The sequence below is a fragment of the Mediannikoviicoccus vaginalis genome (assembly GCF_928097925.1).
Lineage (GTDB): Bacteria > Bacillota > Clostridia > Tissierellales > Peptoniphilaceae > Mediannikoviicoccus > Mediannikoviicoccus vaginalis.
In genome coordinates, this window is sequence record NZ_CAKMRI010000001.1 from 737,029 (window position 1) to 756,841 (window position 19,813).

At 36.0% G+C, this 19,813-nt stretch carries 15 protein-coding genes; 1 reads left to right on the top strand and 14 read right to left on the bottom strand.

The window, feature by feature from the left end; all coding sequences use genetic code 11:
* Positions 1–166: 166 nt before the first annotated feature.
* The 8 genes from gndA to yfcE all read right to left on the bottom strand — a co-directional run bounded on the left by gndA (position 167) and on the right by yfcE (position 10,840).
* Positions 167–1,570 (bottom strand): NADP-dependent phosphogluconate dehydrogenase, encoded by a 1,404-nt coding sequence (gene gndA, locus L6651_RS03640; protein WP_237036665.1) that lies wholly within the window; start codon positions 1,568–1,570, stop codon positions 167–169.
* A gap of 21 nt (positions 1,571–1,591) precedes the next feature.
* On the bottom strand, positions 1,592–2,932 hold the full coding sequence (locus L6651_RS03645) for a GntP family permease (RefSeq protein ID WP_237036666.1): 1,341 nt from the start codon (positions 2,930–2,932) through the stop codon (positions 1,592–1,594).
* A gap of 17 nt (positions 2,933–2,949) precedes the next feature.
* Positions 2,950–4,449 (bottom strand): gluconokinase, encoded by a 1,500-nt coding sequence (locus L6651_RS03650; protein WP_237036667.1) that lies wholly within the window; start codon positions 4,447–4,449, stop codon positions 2,950–2,952.
* Between the two features lie 98 nt (positions 4,450–4,547).
* Positions 4,548–5,270: an aminotransferase class IV gene (locus tag L6651_RS03655; RefSeq protein ID WP_237036668.1), complete on the bottom strand. Its 723-nt coding sequence runs from the start codon at positions 5,268–5,270 to the stop codon at positions 4,548–4,550.
* Positions 5,271–5,769: 499 nt separating this feature from the next.
* Complete coding sequence (locus L6651_RS03660; RefSeq protein WP_237036669.1) at positions 5,770–7,509, bottom strand: cell wall-binding repeat-containing protein; 1,740 nt, start codon at positions 7,507–7,509, stop codon at positions 5,770–5,772.
* 205 nt (positions 7,510–7,714) lie between these two features.
* Positions 7,715–8,122, bottom strand: coding sequence for a hypothetical protein (locus tag L6651_RS03665; protein ID WP_237036670.1), 408 nt, complete (start codon positions 8,120–8,122; stop codon positions 7,715–7,717).
* A 71-nt stretch (positions 8,123–8,193) separates the two neighbouring features.
* A complete protein-coding gene (pabB, locus tag L6651_RS03670; RefSeq protein ID WP_237036671.1) occupies positions 8,194–10,200 on the bottom strand; it encodes an aminodeoxychorismate synthase component I in 2,007 nt (668 codons plus the stop codon).
* Positions 10,201–10,297: 97 nt separating this feature from the next.
* A complete protein-coding gene (gene yfcE, locus L6651_RS03675; protein WP_237036672.1) occupies positions 10,298–10,840 on the bottom strand; it encodes a phosphodiesterase in 543 nt (180 codons plus the stop codon).
* Between the two features lie 44 nt (positions 10,841–10,884).
* On the opposite strand from yfcE, the gene L6651_RS03680 reads away from it, so the two are divergent.
* A complete protein-coding gene (locus tag L6651_RS03680; protein WP_237036673.1) occupies positions 10,885–11,280 on the top strand; it encodes a GtrA family protein in 396 nt (131 codons plus the stop codon).
* Here the strand turns inward: L6651_RS03680 and L6651_RS03685 are convergent.
* From L6651_RS03685 to L6651_RS03710, 6 genes are all read right to left on the bottom strand, one after another.
* Complete coding sequence (locus L6651_RS03685; protein WP_237036674.1) at positions 11,263–12,198, bottom strand: glycosyltransferase family 2 protein; 936 nt, start codon at positions 12,196–12,198, stop codon at positions 11,263–11,265. The two genes, L6651_RS03680 and L6651_RS03685, sit on opposite strands and share 18 nt — an antisense overlap.
* A 70-nt stretch (positions 12,199–12,268) precedes the next feature.
* Complete coding sequence (uvrA, locus tag L6651_RS03690; protein ID WP_237036675.1) at positions 12,269–15,085, bottom strand: excinuclease ABC subunit UvrA; 2,817 nt, start codon at positions 15,083–15,085, stop codon at positions 12,269–12,271.
* An 8-nt stretch (positions 15,086–15,093) separates the two neighbouring features.
* The gene (gene uvrB / locus L6651_RS03695) at positions 15,094–17,061 is read right to left on the bottom strand and encodes an excinuclease ABC subunit UvrB (RefSeq protein ID WP_237036676.1); all 1,968 of its coding nucleotides are present in this window, start codon (positions 17,059–17,061) and stop codon (positions 15,094–15,096) included.
* 108 nt (positions 17,062–17,169) lie between these two features.
* Positions 17,170–18,129 (bottom strand): DUF1002 domain-containing protein, encoded by a 960-nt coding sequence (locus L6651_RS03700; RefSeq protein WP_237036677.1) that lies wholly within the window; start codon positions 18,127–18,129, stop codon positions 17,170–17,172.
* Between the two features lie 63 nt (positions 18,130–18,192).
* A complete protein-coding gene (locus L6651_RS03705; RefSeq protein ID WP_237036678.1) occupies positions 18,193–18,537 on the bottom strand; it encodes a hypothetical protein in 345 nt (114 codons plus the stop codon).
* Positions 18,521–19,801, bottom strand: coding sequence for a DUF1576 domain-containing protein (locus tag L6651_RS03710; protein ID WP_237036679.1), 1,281 nt, complete (start codon positions 19,799–19,801; stop codon positions 18,521–18,523). Before L6651_RS03710 ends, L6651_RS03705 begins: the two co-directional genes overlap by 17 nt.
* Between the last annotated feature and the right edge of the window lie 12 nt (positions 19,802–19,813).

Consider the following 19,813-nt stretch of genomic DNA (forward strand, 5'->3'; position numbering starts at 1 on the left):
TAAAATTTATTTGATATTTATTATCATTCTTATTATAGCATAGGACTTAAAACATTTCAAGAAATTTCTGACAAAAGATTAAATTCATTTGATATTCTTGCAAAATATTGTAATCATTACAATCTTTTTCTCAATTAAAAAAGGACGTCTCAGACGCCCCCTTTAACTATCTATTCCATTTGTGATGGAAAGTTCCTTCCCTATCTACTCTTTCAAAAGTATGAGCTCCAAAATAGTCCCTAAGTCCTTGAATCATATTTGCTGATCCTGGATAGGTCTTAAGGCTGTCGAAGTATGAAAGGCCACTGCTAAGTGCAGGAATTGGTATTTCAAGTTCAAAGGCCTTTGAAACCACTTTTCTAAGTGATGAAGAACATTCTTTAACTATATCTTCAAATACAGGACTAAGTAGTAGATTTGAAAGCTTTGGATTTTCTTCATATGCATCCATAATCTCTTTTAATAATCTACCTTGAAGAATACATCCAGCTGTAAAGCCTTCTGCAATTGATTTGTAGTCGAAGTCCCAGTTGTACTCAGATGCAGCTTCCTTTAAAAGAGCAAAGCCTTGAGCGTATGCTATGATTTTTGAAAGCAGTAGAGCATTTTTAATATCATCTCTCCACATTGCTATGTCAAGTGTTTCATAGTCCCCTCTTGGATACATTTCACTAAATTCTTTTCTGTCTTCGAATAGGGATGAAATAACCCTTGCATTTAATCCAGCAACTAGAACAGAAGTTTCAACTCCCAAGTCGATAGCTTCAAGAGCCGCCCACTTGCCTGTGCCCTTGTGCTTTGCCTTGTCCTTAATGTTTTCTAACAAGTAAGAGCCGTCTTCGTCCTTTTCTTTTAAAACATTAACAGCAATGTCAAGTAGATATCCAGATTGAATACCATCTTTAAAGTATTCAAACTCTTTAGCCATTTGGTCGTTGTCAATTTTAAAAGCTTCACGAAGAATTAAATACATCTCCGCAATAATTTGCATGTCGCCGTATTCAATGCTGTTGTGAACCATCTTAACATAGTGTCCCGCACCGTCAGTTCCAGCATACTTACAACAAACACCACCATCTTCGTTTTTTGCAGATACGGCTTCAAGAAGTTCTTTCACATGGCCATAGGCCTCTTTGTCCCCTCCTGGCATAATTGCAGGGCCAAGTCTTGCTCCCTCTTCACCACCAGAGACTCCAACACCTAAAAAGTTTATGCCATGTTCCTTTAGCTCATTGGTTCTTCTTATTGTGTCCTTATAATATGAGTTTCCAGCGTCCATTATGATGTCGTCTTTTTCCAAATATTTTAAAAGCTCGTTACACATTTGGTCAACTGGATCACCAGACTTAATCATAAGAAGAACTCTTCTAGGTTTTTCTAAACTTTCCACAAAGTCTTTCAGGGAGGAAAAACCCTCTAAGTTACCTGTAGCATCTTCTTCTAAAGCTTTCTTCAACGGTTCTTCTGACCTGTTGTATACGGCAAGCTTATAGCCCTTGTCCGCAAAGTTAAGTGCAAGGTTCTTGCCCATTACAGCCATTCCAATGATTCCTAATTTATTTTTAGACATTTTTCCTCCTCTTTATCTATTCTATACAAATAAGCTTAATATTAATGCCATTATAAGACCTACAAAACCGATTAAGGTTTCCATAACAGTCCATGAACGTAAAGTGTCCTTTGTGCTTAGTCCAAAGTATCTGTTAACTAGCCAGAATCCTGAGTCGTTAACATGACTGAAAGCAGTTGCTCCAGCTGCAATTGCAATTACAACAAGTGCTGGTTCAACGGAAGTTCCTTGTACTATAGGAGCTACGATTGCCGCTGCTGTAGCCATTGATACTGTAGCAGACCCTGCAGAAATTCTTACTACTACTGCAATTATAAATGCTAAGATTAATGGACTTAGGCTAAGTGTTGAAAATGCATTACCAACTGCATCACCAATTCCAGAGTCTACAAGAACTTGTTTAAACACACCACCTGCTCCAGTTACAAGGATAATAAGTCCTGTTGAGTTTAGAGCAGCATTTGAAACTGATTGTATGTCTTCCATTGAAAGCCCTTTAAATCTTCCAAGGATTACAAATGAAAGTAGACACGCAATTATAAGAGCTACAATTGGGTGACCTATAAATGAGAATACAGTTCTCATGGTGTTACCTTCTGGAAGAGCAGCAGTTGTTGCAGTGTTTAGAAGTATCAACACGATTGGGAAGATAATTAAGAACATAATAGTTCCAAAGCTTGGAAGTTCGTGTTCTTTAGCTTCAATAACATTGTTATCAAGTTCCATGTACTCAGGAACTTCAGCCATAATCTTTTTACCAATATGATTACCCCAAATAGGTCCCGCTACAATAGCTGAAGGAATACCACAGATTATACCGTAAAGAATAACCTTACCTAGGTCCGCGCCAATAAGTTCAGCAACCATGATAGGTCCTGGTGTAGGTGGAACGAAAGCATGAGTTACAGCAAGACCAGCTAATAGTGGAATACCATAAACTAGTACAGACTTTTTAGAACTCTTTGCCAGTGCATACACAAGTGGTACCAAAATAATAAATCCAACGTCAAAGAATACTGGAATTGAAACTAAGAAACCTGCTATAAGCATTGCCCAAGGCGCCTTTTCTTCTCCAAAGGCCTTTAAGAATGTCCTCGCAAGCTTTTCAGCTCCACCACTGATTTCAAGCATCTTACCGAACATTGCACCAAGTCCGATTACAGTTGCTAAGAAACCTAATGTACCGCCCATTCCAGATACCATGGAGTTTACAATATCTCCCAGTGGCATCTTTGTTGCAATCCCCATGAATAAACTTACAATTAATAGGGAAATAAATGCATGAAGTTTAACCTTCATTACTAAAAACAATAAAATTCCTACCGTTACAAGTAATAACAGTATAAGCGATGTTGCAGACATAATGTCCTCCTTAAAATTTATTTATCATCTACAGAACTTGAAAGTTTTGCAAGCTCATGTAGTAATGACCTATTTTGTACAATAGCTCTTTTATAAATATCGAATTCTTTATCCCTTCTGTAGTTTTCAATAGGCAAGTATTCCTTTCCAGAAATAAAGTAGTCCTTTGCTTCATCAAGGCTCTTTATCTTTCCAATGGCAAGAATACCTAACAAGAAAGCTCCAAATAGTGGCCCATCTCCCTGTTCAGTTACAAACACAGGTCTGTCCACAATGTTACAGAAAGTTTGAACCCATATGTCAGACTTAGTGAATCCACCATTAACATAAAATTCATTTACCTTTGTGTCTGTTGCCTTTAGTAGTACCTCAAACACATCCCTTAGACAGAAGGACACTCCTCTAATGGCAGCAATTAAAATATCTTCAGGTCCATGACCATGGGATAGTCCCAGGGCTGAGCCCTTTAAATCTGCGTCCCAATAAGGTGCCCTTTCACCGGAGATAAATGGAAGAAATACAATTCCATTTCCATAGTCCTCTGGGTTAAGGCCTTCGAAAACTTCATCAAGGTGCTTATCAATGTTTAAATTCTTTCTAATCCATTCATAGAAAATTCCACCATTATTAATTGCTCCACCGGAAACATATAGCTCATCACTTAAAATATATGAGAAAATCGCTCCGTTTTCATCAATGAGAGGATGATCCGTAACAACCCTTAATGCTCCTGAAGTTCCCACTGTGGATACAGCAGTTCCCTTGTTTAGACCATGGGATCCAAGATTTGCAAGACATCCATCACTGGCGCCAAGAACAATTGGAATATCTTTTTCAAGACCTAAGTCATTTTTAAACTCATCAGTTAATTCATCCATAACATGGGTGGTACTAAATACCTTAGGTAGGTTCTCTTCAGTAATTCCTGCATACTCAAGAGCCTTTTCATCCCACTTTCTAGAGTGGATATTATACATTCCCGTTGCAGAAGCTATTGACTCATCAACTACCCATTCCCCTGTCATCCAGTGTAATATTATTTCCTTTATGCCCACAAATCGTTTTGATTTTTCGAAAATTTCATTTTCCTTTTCTCTTAAGTAAATTATTTTATAAAGAGGACTCATTGGATGCACAGGCGTTCCAGTTTCCCTATAGATTTCAATGCCCTTTCCATCTTCTTTTGCTCTTTCAACAAACTCTTGACTTCTTCTGTCATTCCAGAGCATAACATTTGTAAGTGCATTGTTATCTTCATCTACCGCAACAAGAGAGTGCATATATGCAGATAGAGAAATAAAACCAACCTCTTCCCTCTCAACATGAATTTTAGAAACAAGTTCCTTTAAAACAGAACTCAAATTCCATTTAATTGCATCAGGTTCTTGCTCCATAAAACCGCTTTCCGGCTTAACAATATTTGAGTTTCTATAGCTTTCGTTAACTACAAAACCCCTTTCATCATATACAATTCCCTTGATTGTAGTAGTGCCTATATCTATACAAATATATCTCATAAAATCACCTTTCATTCACTTCAATCTTTAACCATCTCTTACCTGTAATAATATAATATTTTAATTAAAATATCAATGTATTTTATTCATCATTATTATTAAATAAAGCCTATTTTCCTAAGCTCTTTATCAAATTCATTTGTAATTTTACTTCTTCTGAAATTAAATTCTCCTAACGCTTCGAACTCCACATATCCCATTAGAGAATTGGTAATAAATCCAGAATCAAACTTCTCTAAATCCTCTTTTTTAATCAGCACCTCCTCCACATCAAAGTGCTCAATAAAAAAACTTCTCATAACGCCATTTAATATTCCAGTGGACAATTTAGGTGTAAACATTTTCTCATTTCTTATAAAAAAGATATTAGAAACTGCCCCTTCCGCAATATATCCATTTTCATTTAGAAAAATCGGTTCAAAAAAACCTTCTTCCTTTGCCCTTCTCTTCTCCAAAATATTATCCATATAATTAAAAGTCTTGTGATACACCATTTTAGAAGTAGAATTTCTTATGATGCTTGCAAAGTTAAGTCTCACTTCATCTGTAGTTTTTTTATTATAAGGATCTTTTCTTGTGGTGATAATTTTATTTTTCTCTGACACAGAGAGCTTTAACGCGTAGGACTCTTCACTATGACTGTCAGTGAAATTAGTTATGTCTTCTTCGTTGACCACTTGGTCCATATTAAAATATTTCAAACTATTGTTGATTCTATTAATATGCTCGTTTAAAAGAATTGGCTTTCTATTTACCACCTTGATGGTTTCAAAAAGACCCATGCCAAAGAAAAACCCATTGTCTAAAATAATTTTCTCCATGAAACTTCCTTTCATTGTGATGTTAAATATATTATACCATTTATTAGAGGCGATAATCTCGTCTGTCATCCTTGTTAATCGGCAGCGACTCCCTTCCTTAAGTTCATTCTGAGCGGAAATTTTTGCAAGCAAAAATTGGAGTCGAAGAATTCAATATAATGTAGACATTGATGAAATAGAATACTTAGTTCAATTTAAACCCAACATAACACATTCTCAAGCAGCAAAAAATCCAACAAGATTTTCTTCTTCTTTTAAAGCAGGTTTTCAGGACTGAAGTCTCAATCGTTTGGAAGGTAAGGAAGAGAGGATTTCAAGGAGAGAACGTTAGAAACCATACGACAAGGTTTCTTAGTTCTCTCCTTGGTTAAAAAAGAAAATATTATAGAAATAAAAATGAAGTAAGATAAAACTTGAAAAACATCATATACTTTTAAAGTTTGAATTTTTTCAGAAAAAATTCAAAAAAAGACCCAGGATTTCTCCCAGGTCCTCTCTATTACTTTGTTAACTCTTTAAACACTCTTTCACTAATCATATTTGTACCACCTACAGCTGTAAGTTTTTCTACCTTTGCCTTAGCTATATAGTCCTTTAATGATTGTGATGCGCTATTTGCTCCAGTTAATAGAATTGGCATATTTAACATTCCACCAACTGGTCCTATTACAAGTGCATCCATCCATTGTTCGCCATTTGCAACAAAGATTTCGTCGGATTTTTTAATTCCATTAACTGCTATATCCATAGCTGTTTCATATCTGTTTTTACCACTTAGTCTTTCTGATACTGATGGTAGTAAACCTTCTACTTTCTTTGATACAGAACCAGTACCACCTGCAATGGACACTTGTTTTATATCAAGTGCTGTTATAGCATCTTTAACTGATTTTGGTAAGCTCTTTTCCTTTACAAGTAATATTGGATAGCCTTCCCTTGCTGCATAAGGTCCAACTGTTAATGCATCGGCAAATACTTCTCCTGATGCTATTACGGCATGTTCTAGCTCTCCAGTCTTATCAACAACTTCCTTAGCTACCTTTGCTGAAGTTTCATATCTATCCTTACCATGAATTCTTTCTACACCATCTGTGTCTATTTCAGCTAGTTCTCTTCTAACAGCTTCTGAAACGGATGAATTTCCACCAACAATTATTACATCACTAGCTCCAAGTCTTTCGATTTCAGCTTTAACTTTAGAATCTAATTTCTTTGAATTAGTTAATAAAATAGGCGCTTTATATTGTTTTGCCAGTACTGATGCCGTCATTGCATCTGGGAAGTTAGAAGCATCAACAACTATAACAGTGTCCGCGGAACCAAAGTAGTCCTTAGAAATTTTAATAGCTGTTTCAACTCTATTTCTACCACTAATTCTATCCCCTTCAGGTTTTGTTGGTATTTTTGATTTAACCTTTACAGCTTCTGACATTTTTTGTCCATAATAATTTTCAGTCCATGCGCTTACTTCTGTTTCATCAGCTACCTTATTTCCTGGAATAATTATTTTTCCAGTTTTTTTATCTAGCTTAATATCTTCATTAGTTGTGGTCCATTTATGTTTCATGTCGTCTCTTATTACTTCAACCTTTACAGATTGTTTTGAACCTTCTGGTATATAAGTTACATGAATTGTACTAACACTACCATTTTTTCTTGGTAATGTTATTTCAACACTTCCATTATCTTTCGCTTCTATATTTGGTTTAACTGGATCATCACCTTTATAAATTATGTCTGCTGTATATACTGTATCCTTATTAAGAATTCCTTTAACTTCAGGTTCCCATCCATTAAATGCAAATGTACTTGTTCCACCCATATCATTATCTTCTGGAACTTTTATATTATCTACATTAGTTCCCTTTGGATATAAAAATGTCATTGAGAATATATATCCACCATCATTTTTAATAAGATATTCTGCCTTGTTTTCAAATGACTTTTCTAAAAAATAATTATTAAATTGGTCATTTGGAAGTCTCCAAGTTACGCTAATCTTTCCATTAGGTGCATCCGGTTCTTTAAAATCATAATATGCTACTTCAACACCATTTTTATCTTTCGTTGTTACATTTACCTTTTGATAGCCTTTTAGATTTTTATTAGCATAACTTTCTGCTAATTCAATTGCTTTTTGGTTTGCATTTGCTTTTGTTGTTATGAATTCTTCTGCATCTATTATAGTGTCTAATTTCCCATCTTTTTTCTCTATAAAAGCAGCCTTATATTTTTTCATATTAGACTCATTATGAAATGTAACTTTGAATTTAGCTGTACCAATTTCTTTTGTCTCTCTATAATCTTTTCTTTGAAAAGTAAAATTTAATTCTTTTCCTATAAGATCATTAACTTTTATCTTATCTACATCTAAATTTAACTGTGAACTTATTTTTGAAATAATTTCTTCTTTTACCTCTTTCTCAGCTAAATCTTTTTGATTTTCACCTTGATGTTTTTTTAGCTATACTTACAACATCAATAGCTTCCTGATTTCCAACTTGAAATTTCTCAAATAAATCATCAAGTGTATAATTTTCGCTAGAGCTAACAGCACAGTTCGATACCAAAGAACTTGCCAGTCCTATTCCATCAATATCTTTAAGTAACTTTTCTGTATAATTATCTCTTATAAATATATCTGCCTCTTTTTTATCTTTGTCTAGAACAGCATAATACATAACTTCTTCACTATCCATATGGCTTTGTACTGTGTGGTTAAACGTTGAACTTATCGAACTATATAGATCTTTTACAAATTTAGTTTCACTATTTCCTTCCGCAAAAACCGTTCCTATGCTTCCAAAAATCATGGTGAAAGCAAGAAACATTGCCAAAATTTTCCTTTTCATTTTATCCTCCTGTTTATTATATTTATAAATATTTTATCAGATTTCAGTGTTAAAGACAATCTAACATCAACCTACTTACCGCCTTCAATTTCTATTTCAGCATCTATATCTATTCCAAAATATTCTTTCACAGAACCAAGGGCTCCCTTTGCCTTTAAAAGTATCTCGTCAAATTCTTCCTCTTCATCGGACAGGTTTACTATGGCTCCTCCAACTCCCAAGGTGGTTTTGTCCTTTTCTATAACTGCAGTTCTTATAACTATATTAAAGTCCAATGTGTTGTTATTTGAAATATATCCAATGCCACCGGAGTAGACTCCCCTTGGACAGTATTCTAATTCGTCTATAATCTCCAATGTTCTCTTTTTTGGCGCTCCCGTCATGGATCCTCCTGGGAATACTTCCATTAATGCGTCAATTATGTCATATTCGTCGTCCAGTTCTCCCGACACCGTGGTCACTAGTTGGTGCAGTGTGGAGTAGGTTTCCACGTCCATTAGCTTTGGCACTTCAACTGATCCTATTTTTGAAATCTTTCCCAGGTCGTTACGTAAAAGGTCAACTATCATCAAGTTTTCCGCCTTTGTCTTAACGTCTTGTCTCATACTTTCAATTAGCTTTTCGTCTTCTTCCCTGTCCACGCCCCTTCTAATGGTTCCCTTTATTGGCTTTGTATTCATAACGCCATGTTTATCTATCTTTATAAATCTTTCCATTGATGAAGATGCCACTGAAATTTCGTCAAATTTCAAAAGTGCAGAGTATGGCGCTGGACTGATTTGTCTAAGGATTTCGTAGTATCTAATGGGATCAAATGAATAGTCGATATCCATTCGGTTTGTTAAACAGATTTCGTATGACTCGCCCTCTACAATATAGTCCTTGCATTTTTTGATATCTGAAATATATTCTTCTCTATTTCTTAAAAGGGAAATCTTTGGAAGCTTTCCCTCAATATTTTCATTGGTCACTTCAACTTTTCTTTTCAAAACTTCTTTTATTTCATTATGAAACTCTTTATCATCGTTATAAGAAAGGATATAGATTTCATTTTCCCTATGATCAAGGATTACAGCTCTATCTATATATCTTAGGTATGCATCTGGGTATTCATAAACTTTTTTATTCTTTACCACATGACATCCCTTTAATTCATATCCAAGGTAGCCAATGTAACCAAGTTGAAAGTCGCATGGAATTTCATCAACATAATCCCAATTTTTTAGATTTTCTTTTAAATAACTGAAAATATCTTTGTAGGTTGTGGTTGTGGAACTTTTTTCTATTTTAGTAACTTCATTCTCTTCCACATTGTACTTAATTATATGGCTTCTCTTTCCATTGGCAAGTCCAAAAATGGAAAATCTCGAAAGACCTTCTTTTACAAGGGAACTGTCAAGCCACTGAACATTGTGGTCATATTCATGAAGGGACTTGAAAAGAGCAAGGTCATCACCATCATATTCTATTTTGCTATATTTTAATCTGTTTTCGCCGTAAAATTCCTTTGATAGTTTGAAGAAATTTTCTATAATCTCCCTTCCATATTCAGAGCAGATTGATTCAGGATGAAACTGCACAGCATAAATTGGTTTTGACTTATGGGATATGCCCATAATTATTCCATCTTCCGTCTTTGCGTCCACATTAATATCCTGTAGTTCTTCTGGTTTGCAAATTAAAGAATGGTACCTAGTCACTTCAAAACCCTGTTTTAATCCAGCGAACAATCCACTGTCGTTATGAAAAATTTTTGAAGTTTCTCCATGCACCGGCCTTGGAGCTAGAACAATTTCTCCACCATTTAAGTGCCATATGCCCTGGTGTCCTAAGCACACTCCAAGTATTGGCTTGTTCAGTTCCTCTATAACACGCTTACAAATTCCAAAGTCCTCTTCCCTGTCGGGACGCCCCGGTCCAGGAGAAATAATTACATTGTCAAAGTCCAGTTTCAAAAGTTCTTCAAAGCTTACCTCGTCATTTTTTATTACATGTGGCTTTTTTTCAGTAACCTCAGCCACCAGTTGAAATAAGTTATAGGTGTATGAGTCGTAGTTATCTATTATTAAAGTTTTCATTTTCACTCCTTAGGTGTTGTTATATTAAAATTATATAATACTGTGGGGTTAAAGCAAATAAAAAACCCTCCTACCATTCCAGTAGCGAGGGTTTCTTTTAATATTCTAATGTATCTATAACTTCTCCTGTTTCGAGGTCAATTAGTTTTACATCTTCTTCTGATATAACTGCAACTGACGAACTTCCGTCTTTTGGTATTGTGATTGATCCTGGGTTAATAACTATTACTCCGTCTTCTTCTTTTAAAACTTTCACATGGGTGTGGCCGGACACTGAAAATTTTGCGCCCTTTTCCTTTGCTCTTTGAACTCTTTCTTCTTCGCTCTCTTCGTAACCATGGATGCAATAGATTTTTATGTCGTCAAATTTAAAGAGCTGCTCTTTTTTGCTTAGGTCTTTTCCTATAACCATTTCATCCACATCTGAGTCGCAGTTTCCTCTGATGTAGTAAATGTTTTCTATTTCTGAAAGTAGTTTTGCCAGTTCTTTTGGATTATAATTTTTTGGTAGATCATTTCTTGGACCATGATATAACACGTCTCCACAGTGTACAATATAATTGCAATCTTTTAATAATTTTAAAGCTTTTTCCACTTGGACTATGTCTCCATGTGTATCTGAAATTATTCCTATTTTCATTTTTATTACCTCCCTATGCTATAATACTTGTTGGGGTGAATGTATTGAAAAAAATTAATTCAACTTTTATAAAGTTTGCCATTGTCGGCGTTGTAAATACAATTGTTGGAATGAGCATAATGTTTATCTCCTACAATGTTCTACATCTTGGATATTGGTTGTCCTCGTTTTTAAACTTCTCTTTGGCAAGTATCTTATCTTTCTTTTTAAATAAGAACATTACTTTTCAGTCAAAAGGAAATACTGGGACAAAGGCAATTCGTTTTGCGTTAAACATTGCCATTTGCTACGTAATTGCATATGGTATTGCAAAGCCTTTTACAATGTTTGTTTTAAAGGGCCAACCTGTTAAAATTCAAGAGAATATTGCCATGCTCATTGGCCTTGGAATTTTTTCTATTTTAAATTATTTTGGTCAAAAATTAATTGTCTTTAAATAGGTCTTCTGATTTTTCTTTTATGATATAGGAAGGCCTATTTTTTACTTCTTCATATATTCGTCCAATGTATGAGCCGATTATTCCTAAAAAGATTAGGTTTACTCCACCGATTATTAAAAGTAGACATACTATTGTTGCAAATCCTGGAACGTCCTTGCCCAGTGCCAAGGTCTTTATGGCAATGTACAGGGCATAAAAAAATCCGATGGCGGAAAGGATTGTTCCTAAAAAAATCGCCAGGTCCAGTGGGGCTGTGGAGAAGGAAATTATTCCATCTAGTCCATATCTAAAGGAGTCCATAAACTTCCACTTAGTCTTTCCCCTAAGTCTTTTATAGTCTTTTATCTCTATATATTTTGTGTTGTATCCCACCCAGTTAAAAATTCCTTTGGAAAATCTTCTTTTCTCATTTAAACTCAGTATTGAATCTACAACTTGTCTTTTCATTATTCTAAAATCTTGAACTCCAGGGGTTAGTTTTACGCCTTTCCCCGTTCTATTCATTATCTTATAAAACTTCTTTGCACCAAAGTTGTAAAATTTACTGGTGGAATTTCTATTCATTCTAATTGTCGCAACAACATCTGTGTTGTCGTCAATTTCACTAAGCATCTGTGGTATTAGTTCGGGAGGGTGTTGCAAGTCTGCATCCATTACACATACTAAGTCTCCCTTTGAAAACTTTAGCCCTGCTAACATTGCAGATTCTTTTCCAAAGTTTCTTGAGAATGAAATAAATTTCACCTTGCTGTCATTTGCAAAGTTCTTTATTATATTTAAACTATTGTCACTACTTCCATCATCTATGTAGATGAGTTCATAACTCATATCTATGCTTTTTAAAACTCTCGTAAGTCTTTCGTTAAATAGATTTAGTGAGTCTTCTTCGTTATATACGGGAACTACAAAACTTATCATACAAACCTCCATATGAATTTATTATAGTTTAAAAGGGGGAAATAGTAAAAGGCCTTCTCAATGAGAAAGCCTATTTTGCTAAAATATCTTTTAAAAATTGTCCTGTGTAAGATTTTTTCACCTTTGCAACTTCTTCTGGAGTTCCCTTTGCAATTAGAGTTCCTCCTCCACTGCCTCCTTCTGGACCAAGGTCCAAAATATAGTCTGCAGTCTTTATAACGTCAAGGTTGTGTTCAATTACAATAACTGTATTGCCTTGGTCTACTAACATATCTAAAACTTTTACTAGTTTATGAATGTCTGCTGTATGCAGTCCAGTTGTTGGTTCGTCAAGGATGTAGATGGTCTTTCCTGTGGACCTCTTGGAAAGTTCCGTTGCAAGTTTAACCCTTTGGGCCTCTCCTCCTGAAAGTTCTGTAGATGGTTGCCCAATCTTTATATATCCCAGGCCAACATCGTTTAGGGTTTGCAGTTTATTTGCAATGCTTGGAATGTTTTTAAAGAATTCAACACCTTCTTCAACGGTCATATCAAGCACATCATAAATGTTTTTGCCCTTGTACTTAACCTGCAAGGTCTCTCTGTTATATCTCTTGCCATGGCAAACTTCACATGGCACATAGATGTCTGGTAAAAAGTGCATTTCCACCTTTACTGTACCGTCACCTTTACAAGCTTCACATCTTCCACCTTTAACATTGAAGGAAAATCTTCCCTTTTTATATCCTCTCATCTTGGCTTCGTTTGTAGATGCAAATAAATCTCTAATGCTGTCAAAGACCTTTGTATAGGTTGCAGGGTTGGATCTTGGAGTTCGTCCAATTGGAGACTGATCAATTTGTATAACTTTGTCAAGCTGTTCAATGCCCTCAATGTCTTTGAACTTCCCTGGTTTCGCCTTTGCTCTATTTAGTTCCTTGGCTAAAACCTTGTAAAGTATCTCATTTACAAGGGAGCTTTTTCCAGATCCTGAAACTCCTGTAACGCAGGTTATTACACCTAGAGGAAAATCAACGTCAATATTTTTTAAATTATTTTCCTTGGCGCCCTTTACTTTTACAAAGCCCTTTGGCTCTCTTCTTGTTGAAGGTATTTTAATTTTCTTCTTGCCTGAAAGGTATTGTCCCGTTATGGAGTCTTCTACTTTAATAATGTCGTCAATGGTTCCTTCCGCAACCACATGTCCACCGTGAATTCCCGCTCCAGGACCAATGTCTACGATATAGTCTGCCATTCTCATGGTGTCTTCGTCATGTTCCACTATAATAAGTGTGTTTCCAATGTCCGTTAACGAACGAAGAGCTTCCAGTAATTTGTTGTTATCTCTTTGATGTAGCCCAATGCTTGGCTCGTCAAGTACATACACAACTCCTACAAGGGCAGAACCAATTTGGGTTGCAAGTCTGATTCTCTGTGACTCTCCTCCAGACAATGTGCCAGAAGCTCTGGACATGGTCAAGTACCCAAGGCCAACGTCATCTAAGAACTTTAATCTATTTTTAATTTCCTTTACTATATCATGGGCAATAACTTCCTTTGCTCCAGTAAGTTTCAAATTGCTAAACCACTCATAGCTTTCAGTTATTGGCATGTCTGTTATGTCAATTATATTTTTGTCTTCTATCTTTATGGAAAGGTATTTGTCCTTTAGCCTCTTGCCCTTACACTTTGAACACTCTATCTCAGTCATGTATTCGCCGATTCTGTCCTTCATATTGTCCGAGGCGCTTCTATATCTTCTGTCAAGATTATTTACAACACCTTCAAACCTTCCACGATATCTTTTGAATCCTGAGAAGTGGCTCTCAAAGGAAATTGTAATTTCATCCTTAGTTCCATATAGAATTTCGTCAATCATCTTCTTTGGAGCCTCTTTAAAGGACTTATCTATTGGGAATTTATGTTTGTCAAGAACCGCTTTTATCATTTCATAGTAATAGGTTCCAGGCTTTGAAGTGGCAAATGGATCCACTGCACCCTGTTCAAATGAAAGGTTGTAGTTTGGTATAACTAGGTCCGGGTCTATCTTTAGATGATGCCCAATTCCGTTACACTCCTCACACATTCCATAGGGATTGTTAAATGAAAATGACCTTGGTTCTATCTCTTCATAGGACACATGGCCTTCGGGACAAGTAAGCTTTGAGCTTAGCAGTAGCTCTTCTCCGTCGATTATAGAAATTTTTATAACTCCATCGGAAAGTCTAAGTCCCTGTTCGATTGAGTCTGTAAGTCTAGATTCTATTCCTTCTTTTACGATAATTCTATCTATTACTACATCTATATCGTGCTTTTTAGTCTTACTTAACTTTATATCTTCAGAAAGTTCAAACATCTCACCATCAATAACGGCTCTAATGTAACCTTCCTTTCTCATGTTCTCAAGGAGTTTTTTATGTTCTCCCTTCTTCCCCGACACAATTGGTGCAAGAACTTGTAGCCTTGTCCTCTCTTCGTAGGACATGACCTTATCCACCATTTGGTCCACTGTTTGGCTGGTTATCTCCTTGCCACATACTGGACAGTATGGCGTTCCCACCTTTGAATATAGTAGCCTTAAATAGTCATATATTTCCGTTACCGTTCCCACTGTGGAACGTGGATTTTTACTTGTGGTCTTTTGGTCAATAGAAATAGAAGGAGAAAGTCCTTCTATATATTCCACATTAGGTTTTTCCATTTGACCCAAAAACTGTCTTGCATAGCTGGACAGTGACTCTACATACCTTCTCTGTCCTTCTGCATATATGGTGTCAAAAGCTAAGGATGACTTCCCCGACCCAGAAAGTCCAGTAATAACCACCATCTTGTCTCTAGGTATGGTTAGGTCGATATTTTTTAAATTATTCTCCTTAGCACCTTTTATTACAATTTTATTTAAACTCAATTAATCACCTAATATTCTCTCTTTAACTTTTTTAGTTGGTCACGAAGCACAGCGGCTCTCTCGAAGTCTAACACTTCTGCGGCTCTGTACATCTCCTCTTCAAGGTTGATGATAATCTTTTGAATGTCATCAGCTGTAATCTCTTCTTTATCTATCTTATAGTAATCATTGTCTTCAGCCACTTTTGTAGCTGCAATAAGTTCTCTTATATCCTTCTTAATGGTAGTAGGGGTGATGTTGTGTTTCTTGTTGTATTCATCTTGAATTTCCCTTCTACGCTTTGTTTCCGTAATGGCTCTATCCATGGAGTTGGTCATATTATCCCCATACATTATAACTCTACCGTCGGAGTTTCTCGCGGCACGGCCAATGGTTTGTACTAGAGATGTCTCTGATCTTAAGAAGCCTTCCTTATCTGCGTCAAGTATGGCAATAAGCGACACTTCCGGCAAGTCCAAGCCCTCCCTAAGAAGGTTTATACCAACCAGTACATCATATTCTCCAAGTCGTAGGTCTCTGATTTTTTCCATCCTCTCCAAGGTGTCTATGTCCGAGTGAAGATAGGTTACTTTTATATCCAACTCTTCAAGATACTTGGTTAAGTCCTCCGCCATTTTCTTGGTCAATGTGGTTATAAGAACCCTTTCGTCCTTTTCAACATTTTTATAAATCTCCGTAACAAGGTCATCAATTTGCCCCTTTGTCGGTCTAACTTCAATAATTGGATCAAGAAGTCCAGTTGGTCTTATAATCTGTTCTACTTCCTGCTCTTCATGTTCCCTTTCGTATGGTCCTGGAGTTGCAGACACAAATAGAATTTGATTCATCATTGATTCAAATTCATTGAACTTAAGTGGTCTATTATCCAGTGCTGAAGGAAGTCTAAATCCATAGTCCACAAGGTTTGTCTTCCTTGATTTGTCCCCTTCATACATACCCCTAACCTGTGGCAGAGTAACATGGGACTCGTCCACTATAGTCAAGAAGTCCTTTGGGAAGTAGTCGATTAGAGTATAAGGTCTTGACCCAGGAGCTCTACCACTTAAATGCCTTGAGTAGTTTTCAATTCCCGTTGTAAATCCCATTTCCGAAAGCATTTCAAGGTCATATCTGGTCCTTTGTTCAATCCTTTGGGCTTCCAATAGCTTTCCCCTGTCTTCAAAATATTTTACTCTCTCTTCAAGCTCTTCTTCAATTGTAACAAGGGCCCTCTTTACCTTTTCCTGTGAAGTAGCAAAGTGAGATGCAGGATAGATTGCAACGTGGTTTCTCTCTGCAATCACCTCTCCAGTTAATGCATCAATCTCTGTGATTCTATCAATCTCGTCTCCAAAGAACTCAACTCTAATGGAGTGTTTCTCTTCATATGCGGGAAATATATCAAGGCTGTCCCCTCTAACTCTAAAGGTTCCCCTTTCGAAACTAATATCATTTCTAACATATTGAATGTCGATTAACTTTTTCATTATCTCGTCTCTGTCCTTAATCATTCCAGGTCTTAGGGAAATAACTAAATTTTCATAGTCAATTGGGTCTCCCAAGCCATAGATGCACGAAACGGAAGCAACTATTATAACATCTCGTCTCTCAAATAGGGACATGGTTGCAGAGTGACGAAGTTTATCTATCTCGTCATTTATAGAACTGTCTTTCTCAATATATGTGTCAGACTGAACAACATAGGCTTCTGGTTGATAGTAGTCATAATAGGAAACAAAAAATTCAACGGCATTTTCAGGAAAGAACTCCCTGAACTCTCCCGCCAGTTGATATGCTAGGGTCTTATTATGTGCAATGACAAGTGTAGGCTTTTGAACTTTTTCTATGATGTTTGCCATGGTAAAGGTCTTTCCCGAACCGGTAACACCTTTTAAAGTCTGAGCCTTCATATTATTTTCTATTCCATCAACGATCTTTGCAATAGCTTCTGGTTGATCGCCTGTAGGTTTAAATTTTGAATGTATTTTAAAATCCATAACTCACCTCTTATGAACATTCGTTCGATACTATTATATCATTGATTCATATGCTTGTAAAAACAGAAAAATACCTCCTTTATCTTCCTCGATAAAGAAGGTATATGATTATTGTCTAAATAGTTCTACAATTTTATTGAACACATCTCTTAAGAAGGCAGAGATTTGATCAAGTAGACCACTTTTTTCTGCTTCGTTGTATGCATCCTTTGCCCCGTCAAGGATGGCTCCTCCCCATTTTTTTAATTGCTTTGCAACTTCTTCTGAAGTTATTGCATCGGTGTTTGCATATTTTTCAAAATAGGAAATAAGTTTGTCCATTTGATCTTGAGTTACAACTTTATCTAAGTCGTATTTAACCAGCGACTCTTCCACAACTCTTCTAATATCTTCAAGGGTTGGTTGTTTGTCTTGGTTGTTCTTTATATCACCAAGGCTTGACTTGATGTCAGTAATCGCTTCGTCCAGCTTGTCTGTGTCAAATCCTTCCTTGGCCTTGTTCTCTTGGCTGATTTGATTAACAGTGTCAAGTTCATCTTGGGCAACTTCCATTCTCTCCTTGTCCAAGGTTTCGCCATTTGCTTCAAAGGCCTTGTACACTCCAGTAAGTGCAGACTCTCCAGTTACGGGTCTTATTGCTCCAACGAGTATTGTGGCATCTTCCACACCTGCAGTAAGTGCGGCGTTTCTATATTGGTCCGCTGTGATTTGAGTTATATTTTCGGGAGTCTTTATTTCAACTTCCACTCCCTTGCCCTCATTTTCCTTTGTTACAAGTACAGATGAAATCATATTTGCCGGATTAGATAGGTCTCCACCAATGTACTTAACCAAGTCCTTGTAGGTTACTTTTATGGAGTTGATATTTTCCTTATCCTTAACTCCAAGTAACTTCATTGTGCTGTCCTTTTGATTTTCGTTTAAGGTTTCGCCATATGCAAATGTAGGCTTGCCCCATCTTTCATTTATAACTTCTGTGTCAATTTCAGCAGCCTTTGCCATTGACGCATTAAATAATATGCTAAAGGCAAAAAAGCCTGCTAAAGTCTTTTTAATTTTTGTATTCATTATTACCTCCTGAAGCTATTATACCACGAACAGGTCTAATGAAAATCAACAACATTTCAACATTTACTTATGTCTCGCAGCATAAAAGGATAGAACTTTTTCATGATATAAAATCATTCCCTCGTCCACCATGGAACTTAAAAGATTTATATCGTTAACATCTTCCCCTATGCCAAGCATATTACTATAGTAGCCTCCGATTGATGGAAGTCTCTTATTATTCAAAAGCTTGTTAAACTCCTCCAAGTCGTGCGGTTTTTTATCAGTCTCACCTTCGGCTACAATGACAATTTTGTCATCTTCGTTTTGTATTCTTACGGTAATATCTTTTACTCCATTGCTATACATGTAAGTTAAAAGAGATACCGTTATTTTATTTGAAATAATAGCACTATCGTCTAGTATCATATTTCCTCCTTTTATATGCCAATATAATTGAATCGTAAAGTGGAACAAGTGTGGCTGCTACAAATCCACCTGCAAATCCATTGTTATATAAGTTTAAGCCACCATGAAGGTAGGCTAGGTTTGAAACAACTGCAACATGCACAAAGCCTGCAACGGCCCCTGCTATAAAACCATATTTACCACAAATTGGTGCAAGATTTGTTCCAAATAACATAATCATAAGTGATGAGGCAGAGTTTTCATCATAAATATTTAATAAAACAGCCAGTCTTGCGCCTATAAGAATTGGAATTGTGTTTTTAGGATGTTTACCAAAGGAAGAAAATCCTACAACGGTTAGTATCCCTCCCACAACCGGTCCCGATAACTCTCCACCAATTAGAAGTATATAGGTGGTAAAAATTATTCCCATAACTCCCATATTAAAAAGCGTTATTCCATATCCATAGAGATCAAAGAAATCTGCAACAAGCTGTCCAGTATTCTTTAGTAATTCTTTATATTCTTTTATAATATTTCCACTCTTAACTATGCCGATGAATACCATGGCAACAAATATAATGTAAAGTATTATGGAAAGCTCTAGGTCGTGTCCACTGGAGATATAGCTTACAGTTTCGATGTTCACATTAAACATCTTAAAGGTTGCCGTTATAAACATTCCAATGATGCCCGCAGTAAAGCCGACGTTGTATAAACTAAATCCTCTGTGAAATCTTAAAAATGATTGGGAAAGTGGTGGTATGATATAACCAACAAAAATCCCCGCAAGGTATCCTATGAGTATGCCCTTAAATAAATCTAGGTTCATTCCAAAGGCAATTTCACTTACAAGTGGTCCCAAGCACGATCCAAAAAGTGCCGGTAAAATATAGTTTTTAAATGGCAACTTAATTGACCTTGCGTAGAGATATACACCAATGGTTATTGGAATTGAGTTTAATATATTCTTTCCGAAAAAAGAAAATCCAGACACTATAAATATACCTGCAATTAGTGGGCCATTTATCATGGCGCCAACTCTCCTTGCAAGAAATATGGAAAGTAAAGTCATCATCCCACTATTAAATAGTGCCGCTCCTAAATTTCCTATTTCAATATAATCGGTTGTTAAATTGCTTGGAGAAAAAAATATTGTATTCATTCCATCAAATATTTCTTTTGGACTATTTACAAAGAAAGAACTCAGTAGTAAAAGAAGTCCAAAGGCGTAAAGAATTAAATATTCTTTTGTATTACTGTCCAGTTTAGAAATTTTTTTCATACTTCACCTCAA